The sequence below is a fragment of the Arthrobacter pascens genome (genome assembly GCF_030816475.1).
Classification (GTDB): Bacteria; Actinomycetota; Actinomycetes; order Actinomycetales; family Micrococcaceae; genus Arthrobacter; species Arthrobacter pascens_B.
The window spans coordinates 3,671,643-3,686,292 of sequence record NZ_JAUSXF010000001.1 but is presented as its reverse complement, the minus strand read 5'-3'; the positions used below and the strand labels follow the sequence as shown (position 1 = coordinate 3,686,292).

Annotated in this window: 15 protein-coding genes, 1 tRNA gene and 1 riboswitch; of the genes, 10 read left to right on the top strand and 6 right to left on the bottom strand. The window is 65.0% G+C overall.

Going from position 1 to position 14,650, the window contains the following annotated elements; all coding sequences use genetic code 11:
- Positions 1-164: 164 nt before the first annotated feature.
- Positions 165-374: a DUF4177 domain-containing protein gene (locus QFZ40_RS16840; RefSeq protein ID WP_306905780.1), complete on the top strand. Its 210-nt coding sequence runs from the start codon at positions 165-167 to the stop codon at positions 372-374.
- A gap of 503 nt (positions 375-877) precedes the next feature.
- Here the strand turns inward: QFZ40_RS16840 and QFZ40_RS16835 are convergent.
- Together QFZ40_RS16835 and QFZ40_RS16830 are read right to left on the bottom strand one after the other, a co-directional pair.
- Positions 878-967, bottom strand: a tRNA-Ser gene (locus tag QFZ40_RS16835).
- A 154-nt stretch (positions 968-1,121) separates the two neighbouring features.
- Positions 1,122-2,330, bottom strand: coding sequence for an IS110 family transposase (locus tag QFZ40_RS16830; RefSeq protein ID WP_306905779.1), 1,209 nt, complete (start codon positions 2,328-2,330; stop codon positions 1,122-1,124).
- Positions 2,331-2,595: 265 nt separating this feature from the next.
- Between QFZ40_RS16830 and QFZ40_RS16825 the strand changes: the two genes are divergently transcribed.
- The 5 genes from QFZ40_RS16825 to QFZ40_RS16805 all read left to right on the top strand — a co-directional run bounded on the left by QFZ40_RS16825 (position 2,596) and on the right by QFZ40_RS16805 (position 8,290).
- Positions 2,596-4,233: an HNH endonuclease signature motif containing protein gene (locus QFZ40_RS16825; protein WP_306905778.1), complete on the top strand. Its 1,638-nt coding sequence runs from the start codon at positions 2,596-2,598 to the stop codon at positions 4,231-4,233.
- A gap of 213 nt (positions 4,234-4,446) precedes the next feature.
- Complete coding sequence (locus tag QFZ40_RS16820) at positions 4,447-5,520, top strand: zinc-dependent alcohol dehydrogenase (protein WP_306905777.1); 1,074 nt, start codon at positions 4,447-4,449, stop codon at positions 5,518-5,520.
- Positions 5,521-5,523: 3 nt separating this feature from the next.
- Entirely contained in the window at positions 5,524-5,919 is a 396-nt protein-coding gene (locus QFZ40_RS16815; protein ID WP_306905776.1) for a 6-pyruvoyl trahydropterin synthase family protein, read from the top strand.
- Positions 5,920-5,922: 3 nt separating this feature from the next.
- Positions 5,923-7,053 carry a glycosyltransferase family 4 protein gene (locus QFZ40_RS16810; RefSeq protein ID WP_306905775.1) on the top strand — a complete coding sequence of 377 codons (1,131 nt, stop codon included), beginning with the start codon at positions 5,923-5,925 and terminating at the stop codon, positions 7,051-7,053.
- 4 nt (positions 7,054-7,057) lie between these two features.
- Positions 7,058-8,290 carry a DNA glycosylase AlkZ-like family protein gene (locus QFZ40_RS16805; protein WP_306905774.1) on the top strand — a complete coding sequence of 411 codons (1,233 nt, stop codon included), beginning with the start codon at positions 7,058-7,060 and terminating at the stop codon, positions 8,288-8,290.
- A 6-nt stretch (positions 8,291-8,296) separates the two neighbouring features.
- Here QFZ40_RS16805 and QFZ40_RS16800 read toward each other — a convergent pair whose 3' ends face one another.
- Complete coding sequence (locus QFZ40_RS16800) at positions 8,297-8,803, bottom strand: nucleoside deaminase (RefSeq protein WP_306905773.1); 507 nt, start codon at positions 8,801-8,803, stop codon at positions 8,297-8,299.
- Positions 8,804-8,864: 61 nt separating this feature from the next.
- Here QFZ40_RS16800 and QFZ40_RS16795 point away from each other — a divergent pair, with 61 nt between their 5' ends.
- The 4 genes from QFZ40_RS16795 to QFZ40_RS16780 all read left to right on the top strand — a co-directional run bounded on the left by QFZ40_RS16795 (position 8,865) and on the right by QFZ40_RS16780 (position 11,560).
- Positions 8,865-9,656 (top strand): phosphatase PAP2 family protein, encoded by a 792-nt coding sequence (locus tag QFZ40_RS16795; protein WP_306905772.1) that lies wholly within the window; start codon positions 8,865-8,867, stop codon positions 9,654-9,656.
- 13 nt (positions 9,657-9,669) lie between these two features.
- Positions 9,670-10,305 (top strand): uracil phosphoribosyltransferase, encoded by a 636-nt coding sequence (gene upp, locus QFZ40_RS16790; protein ID WP_306905771.1) that lies wholly within the window; start codon positions 9,670-9,672, stop codon positions 10,303-10,305.
- 76 nt (positions 10,306-10,381) lie between these two features.
- On the top strand, positions 10,382-10,771 hold the full coding sequence (locus QFZ40_RS16785; protein WP_306905770.1) for a VOC family protein: 390 nt from the start codon (positions 10,382-10,384) through the stop codon (positions 10,769-10,771).
- Between the two features lie 108 nt (positions 10,772-10,879).
- Complete coding sequence (locus QFZ40_RS16780; RefSeq protein ID WP_306905769.1) at positions 10,880-11,560, top strand: HAD-IA family hydrolase; 681 nt, start codon at positions 10,880-10,882, stop codon at positions 11,558-11,560.
- Here the strand turns inward: QFZ40_RS16780 and QFZ40_RS16775 are convergent.
- The 3 genes from QFZ40_RS16775 to QFZ40_RS16765 all read right to left on the bottom strand — a co-directional run bounded on the left by QFZ40_RS16775 (position 11,541) and on the right by QFZ40_RS16765 (position 14,648).
- Positions 11,541-11,984 (bottom strand): YdeI/OmpD-associated family protein, encoded by a 444-nt coding sequence (locus QFZ40_RS16775; RefSeq protein WP_306905768.1) that lies wholly within the window; start codon positions 11,982-11,984, stop codon positions 11,541-11,543. The genes QFZ40_RS16780 and QFZ40_RS16775 overlap by 20 nt on opposite strands.
- Before the next feature lie 69 nt (positions 11,985-12,053).
- A complete protein-coding gene (locus QFZ40_RS16770) occupies positions 12,054-12,857 on the bottom strand; it encodes a hypothetical protein (protein WP_306905767.1) in 804 nt (267 codons plus the stop codon).
- 5 nt (positions 12,858-12,862) lie between these two features.
- A riboswitch (cyclic di-AMP (ydaO/yuaA leader) is annotated at positions 12,863-13,037 on the bottom strand.
- A 105-nt stretch (positions 13,038-13,142) separates the two neighbouring features.
- The gene (locus tag QFZ40_RS16765; protein WP_306905766.1) at positions 13,143-14,648 is read right to left on the bottom strand and encodes a HAMP domain-containing sensor histidine kinase; all 1,506 of its coding nucleotides are present in this window, start codon (positions 14,646-14,648) and stop codon (positions 13,143-13,145) included.
- Positions 14,649-14,650 lie beyond the last annotated feature (2 nt).

Genomic DNA, 14,650 nt, shown 5'->3' with positions numbered 1-14,650 from the left:
ATAAATGGCGGCATTCTCGCGATGCAAATGTTGCCCCTTGATGCCCGTACGTGACAGGATCGCTGCGATTCACACCTCCGCTCACGCCCGAGGAGCCCGAACCGCGTCCCGAGCCATCGCGTAGCATTGCTGCCAGTTGACCAGCAACGTAAGGGAGCAGCGTCATGCAGTACGTCGTCCTACAGGTGATCCTCAAAGAGAAACTGTGGGGAACAGGTTCAGGCAACCTGACCTCCCTGGAGAAGGCCATCAACGATCAGGCCGCGAAGGGCTACCGACTCCACACCATCACTACCGCGAGCAGCGGAAGCAAGGGAATGATTGGCGGCGGTGACCGTATTCAGGCAACGATGGTGTTCGAGCGCCTCGGATAAATCCGGGTTCGTGAACCTCTACAAACCTGCTCCGCCAGCTGGCCGTCGGCATCGTGGCTAGCTGCTCGCCCTCAGTAAACATCCGATCGTGAAGCAAGGTCGCTGGCAAGGGATGTTACCGACTCGGCTCGGTCCACACCCATGGGATGTTGCCGTGACTGACGAGACCCCGCAGCGCCGCTTCGGTCACGGTCGAGCAGGCAGCCGACGAGCTTAATGTGTCGGGCCTTATCCGGGGGCGGATCAGCACTGAAGAGTTGCGCGCCATGCACTATGAGCTCGGTGATGGGGCGGCTGTCATTCTCACTGAGGTCCTACCGCTGGCAAAATGCTCCGGAGCCCGGCTCAGCGAATCGACCGCAAGCTGCGCTTTGCTCTCCGGCGCCTGCCGACGCAGAGCGCTTGCAGAAATCTTTGTTACCGCTGCGTTATGGCGTGACCGTTCGCGGCAACGCAAAACCCCCACTGCCCTTGTCTATAAGGGAAGCAGGGGTCTTGCTGCTTGGCGGTGACGGTGGGATTTGAACCCACGTTGGCTTTGACACCAAACAACATTTCGAGTGTTGCACCTTCGGCCGCTCGGACACGTCACCAACCTGACTAGGGTACCGGAGCGGAGCGCCCATCCCCAAACTGCGGGCTACCCTCCTGGCAACTGCCGGTGCCCCAAGACAGAATCCATTTTCATATGAGCCGGGATTTCCACATAGGCCATCTGCTGGGCCGTTACTGATGCTCCTATAGCTGTCAATGTTCGTTGAGCCAGTGTTCGTAGCGTTGGTGGAAGAGGTCGTCGCGGGTGTGCCCCCGTTCGAGCCGGGACAGTGCGGAGGGCCAGACGTGGAGGTTGTCCGCTGCGGCCTGGAGGGTGATGTTCTTGGTTTTGCGCAGTGCCCGGAGGGCTCCTGCGTCCGGTGCCGGTTGCGGATGGAGGAGCTGGTTATAGATTTCACGGGCGATGTAGCGTTTGAGGCAGCGCATGATTTCCTTGGTGCTTTTGCCTTCGCCCCGCCGTCTGACGACATATGTTTTCGTGCGGGTGTCGCTCATCATCCGGACCAGAGCGACGTGGTGGACGGCTTTGTTGGCCTGCCGGTCGCCGCCGCGGCTGAGCCGGTGCCGGCTGGTCTTTCCTGAGGATGCGGGGATCGGTGCAACGCCGACGAGGGCCGCGAATTGCGCTTCGGTCCCGACCCGTTCGGGGTTGTCTCCCACGGTGACCAGCAGCTGGCTGGCCACGTCTGTGCCAACCCCGTGCAGGTCACGGAGCATGGGTGCGTGGATGGTGAGGATCGCGTCGAGTTCGGCATCGATCAGCGCCAATTCCTGATGCAGTGCCCGGTAGCGGACCGCGAGGCGTTTGAGCGCGGTGGCGGTGGCGTTTAAAGGTTCTGATATGTCCCCTGCCGGGCGGGTCTTCTCCAGCGCGGCCATCATCGCGGCGCTGGTCAGGCCACGGTATTTGGCGCGCAGCGCCTCGGGGGCGGAGACGAGGAAGCTCTGGACCTGGTTCATGACCGCGACCCGCGCCCGCATCGCCGTGGACCTCTCGGCCCGCAGGACGCGCAGGGCTTCCACGGCTCCGTCCCGGGCTTTGGGTGTGGCGGTGCCTCGGCCGGCCAACGCGGACTCGGCGGCCTGGTAGGCATCCAACGGATCCGACTTCCCTTTCAGCCGGCGCCCCTGCCGGTTTGGGCGCATGACCTCCAAGACCTCGATGCCCTCTTTGGTCAGGACACGGGAGAGCTCGGCGCCGTAGCTGCCGGTGCCTTCGACTCCGGCGGCGAGGACCTGTCCGAAGCCGGTGATGAACGCGATAATCTTTTGGTAGCCGGACCCAACGGCCAGGAATTCCTTATCGGCGACATGGACGCCGGTTTCGGTGATGACGGCGACGTGATGCGTATCGGCGTGGGTGTCGATCCCGACGATGACTTTCCGGTGCTCGTTTGCCATGATGAAACTGGCCCTACCTTCCGTTGCGTGCGGTGGGACATAAAGGGCACGCCGGCCGGGTGGGCAGACAAAGACGGTAATGGGATTCCACTGAACAGGCTCCTATGAGGTCATGTCCACCTGGCCGCCGCGTTTTACTGCAGCTGTGCTGCGGCGGACAGATCATTTAGAAGACAAACCCTTCGGGCGTCAGTCGTACCCAGAGTCACACCGCAACACAGCCACTTCCATCATTACCGTCATACCCTCCTGAAATGCTGAGGGTATGAAGAACAGGGCGGCAGTGGAGGCGTTTGAGGCCATTTGGGCTTCTGTCGCTGCGCTTGCTGTCGTTTTCGATGGCGGAGATGCGGACGCAGAGCCATGGGTGACCAGGTCATCTGATGCTGATCCGCTACGGCAGCTGGCTGATGATTACCTGGACGGGCTGGGCGCGGTTGCCCGGGCGGAAGCCCAGCTGGCCGGGCTGAAGGTCTTGTTGGCTAAGGGGTTTGAGCAGGCAACCCAGGCCATGGGGCTGCCGGCCGCTTCACCGCAGGAGCACACGGCCCAGGAGATGGCCCTGGTCGCGGAGGTCGCGTGCGTGCTGACCGTGAGCGAACGCGCCGCTGGTGCCCTGCTTGCCGCGTCCCGCGAGCTCACGACCACCCTGCCGCGGACGCTGGCCGCGCTGCAGGACGGGTCAATTTCGTGGCAGCACGCCCAGGTGATGGTCGATGAAACCACTGGCCTTGACGCGGCCGGGGCCGCTGCTTTGGAGTCACATTTCCTGGCCCCCGACCTGCTGAACGTGGACCCTGAGAAACCAGGGTCTGTGTGGAGCTGTCCGGCCGGGGAGCTGGTCCCCTCAAGGTTCCGGGCCAAAGCCAGGACCTGGCGCGAGCGCCACCACCCCGTCAGCATCGAGATCCGCCATACCCGCAGCATTCTGGACCGGCGGGTCGAGTACGTCCCGGACCGGGACGGCATGGCCTGGCTCTCCGCCTACCTGCCCGCCGATACCGCGGCCGGGATCTGGGACCGGACCACCACCGCAGCCCGCGCCATGCAAGGCCCGGACGAGGACAGGACCCTCACCCAACTCCGCGCCGACACCATGGCCACCTGGCTCCTCGAAGGCACCACCACCGACACCGACACCGGCAACACGGCCACAATTACCGGCACCGGCACCACGACAGCCACCACCGGAGCTATGGACGCCGGCACTACTATCTCCGGCGGGGTGCCATCACCCAAAGCCCAGGTCCTGGTCACTGTCCCGGTGTTCGCCCTGATGGGCCTCACCGATGAACCCGCCATCCTGGACGGCTACGGCCCGATCCCTGCCTCCATGGCCCGCAGGCTCGTCGCCGACGGCGCAGACTCCTTCCACCGTGTCCTGACCGACCCCCGCGACGGCGCACCCCTGGAAATCGGCCGCACCAGCTACCGCATCCCCACAGCCATGCGGCAATGGCTAAGGCTTCGGGACGGAAAATGCCCCTTCCCCGGCTGCAACAACCACTCCCTGGACAACGAAGCAGACCACCTCCTCGCCTGGCACAAAGGCGGAACCACCGGCATCACCAACCTCGGCCAACCCTGCCGCAAACACCACAGGTTGAAACACAGCACTGCCTGGAAACCAACCCAGGCCACCAAAGACAAACCACCGGGCTGGACCTCACCTACCGGACGCCACTACCAAAGCGAACAACAAAACTGGGAACCACCTCACTGGCCCAACAACGCCAGGCACGAAATCCACAACCTAGACGAGCTCAACACCAATCTGCGCGAGGATCCCGAGCCACGCAAAGATCCAGAGCTGCCCAATGTTCCCCTCCCGGACTGGCGGAGCTCCATAACACCTAGTACTCCGAGCGGTGTCAAGGGCCATCACAGCATGCCCGTTGAGTGAACGTCGCGCCCGTACGGTCCTGCGCTCCTGGCTCACAGAGGGGTTGTACTCGTGGGGGCTGGAGCCGCTGCAGTGAAGGCTCCGGAATGCCGGGCGAAGCGCCCGTGTAGCGCGGGGTGAGGAGCCGAATGCGGGGACGCAAGCAGGGACGAATGCGTTAGTTCGTGGTGAGGCTTTGCCCTCCACCCGGAGCGGGCTAGATTCATAAGCAAGATGACTAAATCAGGTAAAGCAGCGCAGGCAACCGCATATTGGACCACGGGCCCCGAGCACGGTGAGCTCCGATCCGAGGAGCTGCACGCGCCGGGACCGGGCGAGGCATTGGTTCGGACGCTCTACTCGGGTATCAGCAAGGGCACGGAGATCGTGGTCCACACATGTTCAGTCCCCCCGAGGGTCGCTCAGGAGATGCGCGCCCCACACCAGGAAGGCTCCTTCCCCTCACCCGTGAAATTCGGCTACCTCTCAGTGGGCGTGGTGGAGCAGGGGCCCGAGGGCTGGGCAGGCCAGAAGGTCTTCTGCCTCAACCCCCACCAGGACCGCTACGTCGTCGCTACGGATGCCCTAACCAGGATTCCCGACGGCGTGCCTGCCCGCCGGGCGGTGCTTACCGGAACAGTGGAAACAGCCGTCAACGCTCTCTGGGAGGCCGGCCCCCGACTGGGGGACCGGATCGCAGTCGTAGGTGCCGGTCTGGTAGGGGGCATGGTCGCCACCCTCCTCCGCTCGTTCCCGCTGGCCCGCCTGCAGCTGGTGGACCTGGACCCGGAGCGCCAGCACCTGGCGGACCGCCTCGGCGTGGCGTTTGCAAGCCCGGATGACGCGCTGGGCGACTGTGACATCGTGTTCCACTGCTCGGCTTCGCAGGAGGGATTGGCCCGCAGTCTGCAGCTTGCCGGCGACGAAGGCGACATCATCGAGTTGTCCTGGTATGCCAACCACAATGTCACCCTGCCATTGGGCGAGGACTTCCACGCCCGGCGGCTCTCCATCCGTGCCAGCCAGGTGGGCGTAGTGTCGCGGGCCCGGCGCCACCGGCGGACCAACGCGGAGCGCCTGGACCTGGCCGTGTCGCTGCTGACTGACCCGGTCTTCGACGCCTTCCTTACGGGGGTGTCGCCGTTCGCAGAGCTGCCCGAAGTAGTTCAGCGGCTCACCGACGGCACGCTCGAAGCCCTCTGCCACGTGATCGAGTACCCGGACACCGAACCCGAAGACGCGACACCCGAAGACCAGAAACCTGAAGACCCGAAATCCGAAGCCCTGAAACCCGAAGACCAGAGGTAGCCCATGTTCAGCCTGACCGTCCGCCGCCATTTCATGATCGCGCACAGCCTTCCGCGGGAGGCCTTCGGCCCTGCCCAGTCACTGCATGGGGCGACCTTCGTGGCGGAGGTGACGTTTCGGCGTCGTGCGCTCAACCGGGACGCCATCGTGCTGGACATCGGTGCGGCCGGGTCGCTGATCGACGACGTTCTTGCGGGGCTCAATTACCGCAACCTCGATGAGCACCCTGACTTTGACGGCCAGCTCACCACCACCGAAGCCCTCGCCGAATACATCGCCCGATCCGTGGCCGCTCAGCTTAAGGCCGACGACGACGGCCGCGAGCTCGCCGGGGTCGACGTCACGCTGCGCGAGAATCCTGACGCCTGGGCAACGTTCGCGTTGGACTTGGCAGGCTGACATATGCTCAGCCTCCGCCTCCTGGTTCCCGCCAACATCCGTCACCACTCAGGTGGCAACGCCTACAACGCGCGGCTCGCCCAAGGGCTGAAGGCGTTGGGTGCACGGGTTGAGGTGCTGGCAGTGGAGGGCTCATGGCCGGCCGCCAGCGCAAAGGAACGACGGCGGCTGGGGAGCCTTTTGGGGGCGTGGGAGACTTCGGCGGAAACCACCTCTGGAACGGTCACTCTGGTGGACGGCTTGATCGCCTTGGGCGCCCCCGACGAACTCGAGTATGCCGCGGCTGCTCGAAGGCCCGTCTGGGTCCTGCTCCACATGCCGTCCGCCGGCGATCCGGGGAGCGAGGCCCGGGCCTTGTGTGCCGCTGCCGGGGTGATCAGCACCAGCAGTTCCACCGCCGCTGCGATCAGGTCACTGCACGGGCTGCCGGGCAGCCACATTGCGCTGCCGGGCACTGACCCCGCACCCGTCGCCAAGGGCTCGGACCCCCCGCACATCATCGCGGTGGCCGCGCTGCTGCCCAACAAGGACCAGTTGCTGAGCGTGGAGGCACTGGCGCTGATTCACGACCTGGACTGGACGGCCGCCTTCGTGGGGTCAGACGAAACGGATCCGGAATATGCCGCCCAGGTCCGTGCCGCAGTGACCGCCCATGGGCTAGGAGACAGGGTGCAGCTGACCGGCGAACTGAGAGGTGAGGCGCTGGACAACGCATGGGACCGCGCCGACCTGAGCCTGCTCGTGTCCCGGGAAGAGGCCTTCGGGATGGTCGTCACCGAATCGCTCGCCCGCGGCGTCCCGGTCCTCGTGCGGGAGGGTACCGGCACCGTGGAGGCACTAACGTTGGCCAGCCCCCGCCCAACCGAGACGGACCCAGGGGAGACGGACGATACTCTGCCTGGCGCCGTCGTCGGCCTTTCAGACAACCCCGAACCGCTGGCGGCGGTGGTCCGGCACTGGCTGGAGGAACCACGGCTGAGGCTGGCCTGGCGCGAGGCGGCCATGTCCGCACGCGTGCGGCTCCCCGGATGGGATGCCACGGCACGAACGGTGCTGGAGATCATGGGAGGCCACGGGACCGGGAAACCGGCGTCGGGAGCGGATACCACTGCCATTGCCGCTGATGGACAATGAGGCCATGACTACGCAAGCGCCGGCCGCCACCGGATTCGACCTGCCCGAGCCTGAACAGCTCACGCCCGCCCTGCTGCGGGCGTGGGCCTGGCATAGGCAGGGACTGGACGGCAGCCTCAAGGGTGCGGATTCTGCGGAGGTCTTCAGCATGGCCGGCTGGGCCCGCTCGGTCGGGGGAGCCAACCCATACCTCACCCTGTTTGCGCGAGCAGGGATCAGCCGCGCGCAGGCAGATGACGATGTCCTGTCCTTGAAGATCCATGAACTCCCCGCCGCCCGGGGCTGCACGTACGTCCTGGGCCACAACGATTTCGCCTGGGCCCTTCAGGTCGGCCGGGACGCGGCGGTGGCGCCGTTCCGTGTGCTGGCCAGGATGGGCGTGGAACGTGGCGAGATAACGCTGCTGGAGGAGCAGATCCTGCACACACTGGCCGAAGCGGGCGGCCCGCTTGACCCCAGGCAGCTCAAGGACGAGCTGGGCGATTCGGTGCGGAACCTCGGCGAGGAGGGAAAGAAGAAGGGCGCCGCCACCACGCTGCCCACCGCACTGGGACTCCTGCAAGCGGACGGCCGGATCCGCCGCGTGCCTGTCAACGGCAGGCTGGACCAGCAGCGCTACGCCTACACACTGTGGGGACTGCCGGCAGTAACCATGGACGATGCCTCCGCCCGCAGCCTCCTCATGGAGCGTTACCTCGGCTGGACCGGCGGCGCTACTTTCAAGCAGTCGCAATGGTTCACCGGCTTCACTGTGGCGGCCAGCAAGGCCGCAATCGCTGCCGTCGGCGCCGTGGAGGTGCGCACCGGAGCGGGCGAGGTGCTGTGGATGCTGCCCGACGACGTCGCCCGGCTTGCCGCCTTTGAGGCGCCGGATGAGGAACAGATCCAGTTGCTTGCCGGCACTGATTCGATGGTCTTGCTGCGGCGGAATTCGGCGGACTTGTTCGACGAGCGGGACAAGGGCAGGAAGGTGCTGGATTCGACCCTGGCGCTTCAGGCCGACCTCCCTGACCACCCCATCCTGGACCGCGGCCGAATCATCGGACTCTGGCAATACGATCCGGCGAAAGAACGCATCGCCCACTGGCTCTTTGACGGTGTCACTGCCGCTACCGGTCAGCGGATCGCCGAGGTTGAAGCCTGGATCCGCGCCGAGCTCGGTGATTTCCGCTCCTTCAGCCTGGACTCGCCAGCGTCCCGGAAGGACCGGATCGATGCGCTGGACGCTGCCGGCTAGGAGCCGCTACGGCTGTGTCCGGTGTCCGGCGAAGAACTCCCTGAGCAACGCCCCGCATTCCGCTTCGCGGACGCCCGCATAGACCTCCACCCAATGGTTGAGGCGGCGCTCCCGGAGCACGTCAAAGACCGAACCGGCGGCCCCGGCCTTCTCGTCCCAGGCGCCGAAGACCACCCGGGGAATGCGTGCCAGCACCACAGCACCCGCGCACATGGCGCAGGGCTCCAGTGTCACCACAAGGGTGCACTCGGCAAGCCTCCAACCGTCGTGGGGGCTGCCATCCTCGGCCGAGAGCCCACGCAACCGGTCCGCCGCCTGACGGATCGCCACCACTTCGGCATGGGCGGTGGGGTCTCCCAGGGCCTCCCTTTGGTTCCGCCCGGAACCCAGCACGGCGCCGTCGGGCCCTATCACGACGGCGCCGATGGGCACGTCGTCTGTGGCAAGGGCGCGTCTGGCCTCGTCCAGCGCAAGGCCCATCCACTCAGCGTATTTCTTTTCTGCCGGGATCATGGCTCAATGATAGTTTCGAAGGATATTCAGCCTTGAACAGCGCGGACTCAAGGAGGCAGCCGTGGACACCATCACAGAACGGCTCAGAGAGTGGTTCAAGCCGTATGCTGCCCTAACCATCACCATCCTGGTCGGCGGCGTGATCGTGGTAGTGCTGGCGCTGCTCGGGGCTGAGGTGTACTACAACGTGGTGGACGACGCCGGCCTGGCCAACCTGGACAAACCTGCGCTGAGGTTCGCGGAAGAACTGCGGAGTCCGGAGCTGGATGCTGCAGCAACGGGATTTACGAATATCGGCGGCGGTATCGGTATGCCCATCCTCGCAAGCATCCTTACCGCTTGGCTGACCTTCCTCGGAAGGACCTGGCGGCCCATCGTCCTGGTAGGGGGCGCCGCAGCCTTTTCGATCTCGGCAACCACTTTTAGCAAGAGGCTCGTTGGCCGCACCAGGCCGGACTATGCAGACGCCGTGCCGCCGTTCGAAACCTCACCCTCCTTTCCCAGCGGCCATACACTGAACACCACGGTGGTGATCGGGCTGGTGGTCTACCTGGCGTGCCTCCAGTTTCACCGGACCCTGGTCCGGGTGTCCGTGATCACCGCCGGAGCGCTCTTTATTGTCGCCATGGGGCTCAGCAGGGTTTTCCTCGGACACCATTGGCTCACGGACGTTATTGCCGCCTGGCTGCTGGGCCTGGCGTGGATGTGCATCGTGATTCTGGCACACCGGCTCTTTCACATTGTCAGGCGACGCGAACACCGAGGGCCCGCTCCGAGCTTCGACCGGCCGATTGTGCGTGATGTGGTACAGAATGACGGTATTACCGGGCCCGAGAAGGGGGGCGCCGGGTGATAGTTTTGAGCCCATGCGCACTCTCGTTGTGGACCACCCGCTGGTCGCCCATAAACTCACTGTCCTGCGGGACAAGAACACCCCGTCGCCGGTCTTCCGGCAGCTGACGGAAGAGCTCGTAACGCTCCTCGCCTACGAGGCCACACGCGACGTCCGCACCCAGCCCGTAACCATCGAGACGCCGGTCAGCAGCACCGTGGGCACGGCGTTCACCAAGCCGACGCCGCTGGTGGTCCCCATCCTTCGAGCAGGGCTTGGCATGCTCGAAGGCATGACCAAGTTGGTCCCCACCGCCGAGGTGGGGTTCCTGGGCATGGCCCGGGATGAGGAAACCCTGGACATCATCACCTATGCCGAGCGCCTGCCTGAGAACCTCACGGACCGCCAGATCTTTGTCCTGGACCCCATGCTCGCTACCGGCGGCACCTTGCGCGAAGCTATCAAGTTCCTCTTCAAACGGGGCGCCTCGGATGTGACCTGCATCTGCCTCTTGGCCGCGCCGGAAGGCCTGGCCAAGCTGGAGGAGGAACTTTCCGGCGCGAATGTCACTATCGTGCTGGCTTCCATTGACGAGAAACTCAACGAGAAGTCCTACATCGTCCCGGGACTGGGCGACGCCGGAGACCGCCTCTACGGCATAGCCGGCTGACCACTGTCCCGTTCGCACAAAACCTGCCCGGATTTCAAGTCTTCCGGATCCGTCACCACGCCGTTAGCCTGTGCGGATGGACTGGAAACTTGAACTTGTTTTTGTCCCCGTATCCGACGTGGACCGTGCCAAGGACTTTTACGTCAACAAGGTGGGGTTCATCGCCGACTACGACGAGCGGCCCACCGACTCCATCCGCTTTGTCCAGCTCACCCCGCCGGGCTCCGCCTGCTCCATCTGCATCGGCGAAGGCATTAACGACGCGCCTCCCGGCACCGCACCAAGCCTGCAGATGGTGGTCAGCGACATCCAGGCAGCCCACGATCACCTCAAGGGCAACGGCGTGGACGTGAGCGAGGTTGACGTCCAGGCGTGGGGGCATTTCGTGTACTTCGCGGATCCTGATGGCAACAAGTGGGCGGTGCAGTACATACCGTGGCGCGAACAGGCTGCGCCGTCGGCGTAGTAGCCGGCTTCCCCGAGGCGGGACGTATAGACCAGGGCCCGCCCGTAAACAATCTGGCCCGGCTGTAAACATCCTTGGCCACAGGCCGCTGTAGGGCAGGATGGGACCATGAGCATCCCCGCGTCGGCCACCACCCGAACCCTCACCTGCCGCGCCGTCCTGTTTGACATGGACGGGACGCTGGTAGATTCCACGGCTGTGGTGGAACAGGTGTGGAGCGAGTTCGCCGGGCGCTATGGACTGGATTTTGCCGAGATCCTCCGCACCTCCCATGGTGTCCGGGCGGGTGATACGGTACGGCGTTTTGCTCCCGACGGAGCCGACGTCGCCGCGCTGACGGACGAACTCGGGGCCATGGAAAGGGTTCGGACGCATGGCATCGTGGCGCTTCCCGGCGCTGCGGAACTGCTGCGCATTCTTCCAGCGGATGCCGTTGCCCTGGTGACATCAGCCGACAGGATCCTGGCCGATATCCGCATGGAGGCTGCCGGCCTGGCCATGCCCGCCACCGCTGTTACCGCTGACCTCATCACCTATGGCAAGCCCCACCCCGAAGGATATCTCCGGGCGGCCACGCTGCTGGGCGTTGCGCCGGCGGAGGCGCTGGTGTTCGAAGACGCCCCGGCCGGGATCACCGCAGGCCTTGCCGCCGGAATCCGAACGGTGGCGGTGGGCCCGAACACGGGCCCCCTTCCCGACGGAGTGCTGCATATCGCCGATTACAGTTCGGTCTCAGCCACACTGGACACGGACGCTGCGGGACGCAGGGTTATTTCTTTCCTGCTTTGAGATCTGCCACTACTTTGGCGATCCGCCGGGCCCTGGTTTCTTCGGTTTTTGCATCGCCGACGGGCTCGACATACCGCCGCTGGGCACTGTAGTTCAGGGTTCCGTAGAAGGCCTGGGCCTCCGGTTCCGCGGCGATGGCAGCAGCGAGATCGTCAGGAACTTCGACGATGCGCGGCTGGGTGTCGAGTTCCAGGTCCACCTCCACCGTGTCCCCGGCAGCAACACCCACGAATTCCCTGTTGACAGCACTGACCCCGATCAGGCTCTGTCCGCCCATGACGGCGATGCTGCTCCGATAGCTTTTGCCGTTGATCGTCACAACCACCGCCGGCCGCTTGCCTGCATCCAGCGCCGAAATGATCTCCTCCGGAACTTCAATGCCGGCCTTGTTGCCGCTGCCAAGGATGGTGGTGGTGAATTTCATGGTCCAAGTATGCAGCCCGGCCCTGTCTATCGACAGAAGGACCGGGCTCAGCGGGACGTCAAGCCGGGCTTAGTACCAGTTGTGCGAGAGGTGGAAGTTCCAGGCACCGCACGGTGACTGGTAACTCTGCTTGATGTAGTTCAAGCCCCAGTTGATCTGGGTGCGGTAGTTGGTGAGGTAGTCCGCCCCGGCGCTTGCCATCTTCTCTGCTGGCAGCGACTGGACGATGCCGTAGGCGCCGCTGCTCGCATTGGTGGCGGTGGTGGTCCAGTCCGACTCCTTGGTCCACAGTGTCTTCAGGCACTGCATCTGGTCGGGGCCCCAACCATAGGATGCCAGTTGGCTGGCAGCGTAGGCCTGGGCGCCGGCCGGATCGTTGACCGCAACAACTGGCGCAGGAGCCGGGGCAGGGGCAGGGGCTGGCTCGGGGGCAGGGGCCGGCGCCTGCACTGGAGCGGGTGCCGGTTCTGCTGCCTGGGGCGCAACGCTTACTTCCGCCGGCGCCGGCGACGGGGAGGCCGGAGCCTGGATCTCGCTCTTTTCGAGGCTGAGGTTTGACTGTGCACCAGCCTGGGCGTCCGCCGAATGAGGGTTGGTGGCACCCGCCCTGGCGATCGAGTCCGTTGCCTGGCCTGCCGCGGCCACTCCCACGAGGAGGGCACATGAGGTGGCGATCACCGCGGCACGTTTGCCCAAAGAGGGAATCTTGACCAGCCGGGACAGCTTGGACAGTGCGGATCCGGATAGGGGGGATCCGGACGTGGAGGACCCGGATTCTGACAGTTGAAGTGCCGCCTCCGTGGGAGAGAGTTTATGGCGGCCGTGGGACGTTGACCCGCGCTGCGGGCGTGGTTCTACCTTGAATTCAGACATGAAGAATCGCCTCTCACACCTGCGGAGTTAGCTGTCGGGTTCGGATGAGGGCATCCGGCCACACGGAAATTCACGTGCTGGCTTAACCCCAAGGGCACTAATAGCCCGGGACGGTGGGTCCCCCGCCTCTGCCTGGTCAAGAAGGATCCGGTAAGCGGCAGAGTTTGGCGTCATCCGGATGTACGGCCCGAACGGGAACCGCACCCCCACGACGGTACAGGAGTCTGCCCCTTAAGTCACATTTCGGTAACGGAGATCACGACGGCGGCGTGTTGCCTTGCGTTATCAGGCCTTCATGGGGAGGTGCAGGGTGAACTGTGTTCGGCCGGGCTTAGACCTCACCTCGACGCGGCCGCCGTGGGCTTCGACGATGGACTGGACAATGGCCAGGCCAAGGCCGCTGGTCCCTTCCGAAGCGGCAGGACCGGATGCGGGTGCCTTGCCCGCGCGGGACGCGTCTGCGCGGGCGAACCTCGAGAAAACATGGTCCACGAACTCTGCGGGGATGCCGCCGCCGTCGTCCGTTACTGTCACCACTGCACTGCCGTCACGGGACTTCGCTACGCCGGTGACCACCGTGGTCCCGGGCACAGTGTGCTTGCGTGCGTTGGAGAGGAGGTTCACCATCACCTGGCGCAGCCGGGCCGGATCACCGCTGACCGCCACCGGCTCATCCGGAAGCTCGAGATGCCAGTGGTGGTCCGGGGCTATCACTTTCTCATCGCTAACGGTCTCGATGACCAACTGCGTGAGATCCACCTCGCTGAGCTTCAGCGGCTGACCTTCGTCAAGCCGGGCGAGCAGGAGCAGATCCTCCACCAGCGTGGTCATACGCTCGGACTGGCTCTGGACCCGGGCCAGGGACTTCCGGCCGTCCGCCGTGAAATTCTCGGTCATCCGCATCAGTTCCGTGTAGCCGCGGATGGCCGTCAGCGGCGTTCGCAGCTCATGCGACGCGTCGGCCACAAACTGGCGGACCTTGGTCTCGCTCTTCTGCCTGGCCTCCAGTGCATTGGCCACGTTGTCCAGCATGAGATTGAGCGCGTGGCCCACGCTGCCTACTTCGGTTCCGGGATTGGAGTTCGACGCCGGGACTCGCACCGCGAGTGCCACCTCGCCCGCATCCAACGGAAGCCGGGAGACGCGGGTGGCAACCTCGGAGAGCTGCTCCAGCGGTTTCATCGTGCGCCGGATCAGTACCGTCCCCGCCAGCCCGATCAGGACGAGCCCTCCCAGCGAGACAAACACGAACGTCCACACAAGGGAAGCCAGCGTGCTCTCCTTAGCGGCAAGCGGAAGGCCGGTGACCAGGACGTCGCCATTGCCGGTCTTGCCTGCTATCAGCCGGTAGTCGCCGTTTGAGAGGGTCCGGTCAACGGGCTGCGCGTTCGCCGCCAGGGCCAGCAGGGCCTGCTTGTCCTCGGCAGAGAGGGCAGAACGAGTGGTGTCGGAGGCCAGGAACCCGGCGCTGTTGACCTGCCCGTTCAGGATGCGGGCGTTCAAAGTCCCGACGCTCTGCCCGCGGGCGTCCAGAGGGTCTCTTCCGTTGTTGAACCCGCCCATGGACGGTCGGCCGGGATCGTTGGACAGGTGGGCGGCCTGGCTTAGCTGGTCGTCCAGCTGGCGGGTGAGGAAGGCGTCCATGGACGCGAAGCTGAACAGCCCCACCGCGCCGCAGATGCTCACGAGCAGGGCCATGGCCACCAGGACAAGGCGGGTGCGCAGGTGCCAGGTGGCTGGCTTGAGCCAGCTGCGGCCGCGTGTGCCGGCCGGCTCGGAGATCAGAGGCACGG

Bases quoted from the DNA above. Each gene is read 5' to 3' on its own strand.
- QFZ40_RS16775 (WP_306905768.1), bottom strand. From the start codon at position 11,984: ATGAAATTCACCACCACCATCCTTGGCAGCGGCAACAAGGCCGGCATT.
- upp (WP_306905771.1), top strand. From the start codon at position 9,670: ATGCGCACTCTCGTTGTGGACCACCCGCTGGTCGCCCATAAACTCACT.
- QFZ40_RS16815 (WP_306905776.1), top strand. From the start codon at position 5,524: ATGTTCAGCCTGACCGTCCGCCGCCATTTCATGATCGCGCACAGCCTT.
- QFZ40_RS16820 (WP_306905777.1), top strand. From the start codon at position 4,447: ATGACTAAATCAGGTAAAGCAGCGCAGGCAACCGCATATTGGACCACG.
- QFZ40_RS16785 (WP_306905770.1), top strand. From the start codon at position 10,382: ATGGACTGGAAACTTGAACTTGTTTTTGTCCCCGTATCCGACGTGGAC.
- QFZ40_RS16830 (WP_306905779.1), bottom strand. From the start codon at position 2,330: ATGGCAAACGAGCACCGGAAAGTCATCGTCGGGATCGACACCCACGCC.
- QFZ40_RS16800 (WP_306905773.1), bottom strand. From the start codon at position 8,803: ATGATCCCGGCAGAAAAGAAATACGCTGAGTGGATGGGCCTTGCGCTG.
- QFZ40_RS16780 (WP_306905769.1), top strand. From the start codon at position 10,880: ATGAGCATCCCCGCGTCGGCCACCACCCGAACCCTCACCTGCCGCGCC.
- QFZ40_RS16770 (WP_306905767.1), bottom strand. From the start codon at position 12,857: ATGTCTGAATTCAAGGTAGAACCACGCCCGCAGCGCGGGTCAACGTCC.
- QFZ40_RS16810 (WP_306905775.1), top strand. From the start codon at position 5,923: ATGCTCAGCCTCCGCCTCCTGGTTCCCGCCAACATCCGTCACCACTCA.
- QFZ40_RS16805 (WP_306905774.1), top strand. From the start codon at position 7,058: ATGACTACGCAAGCGCCGGCCGCCACCGGATTCGACCTGCCCGAGCCT.
- QFZ40_RS16840 (WP_306905780.1), top strand. From the start codon at position 165: ATGCAGTACGTCGTCCTACAGGTGATCCTCAAAGAGAAACTGTGGGGA.
- QFZ40_RS16825 (WP_306905778.1), top strand. From the start codon at position 2,596: ATGAAGAACAGGGCGGCAGTGGAGGCGTTTGAGGCCATTTGGGCTTCT.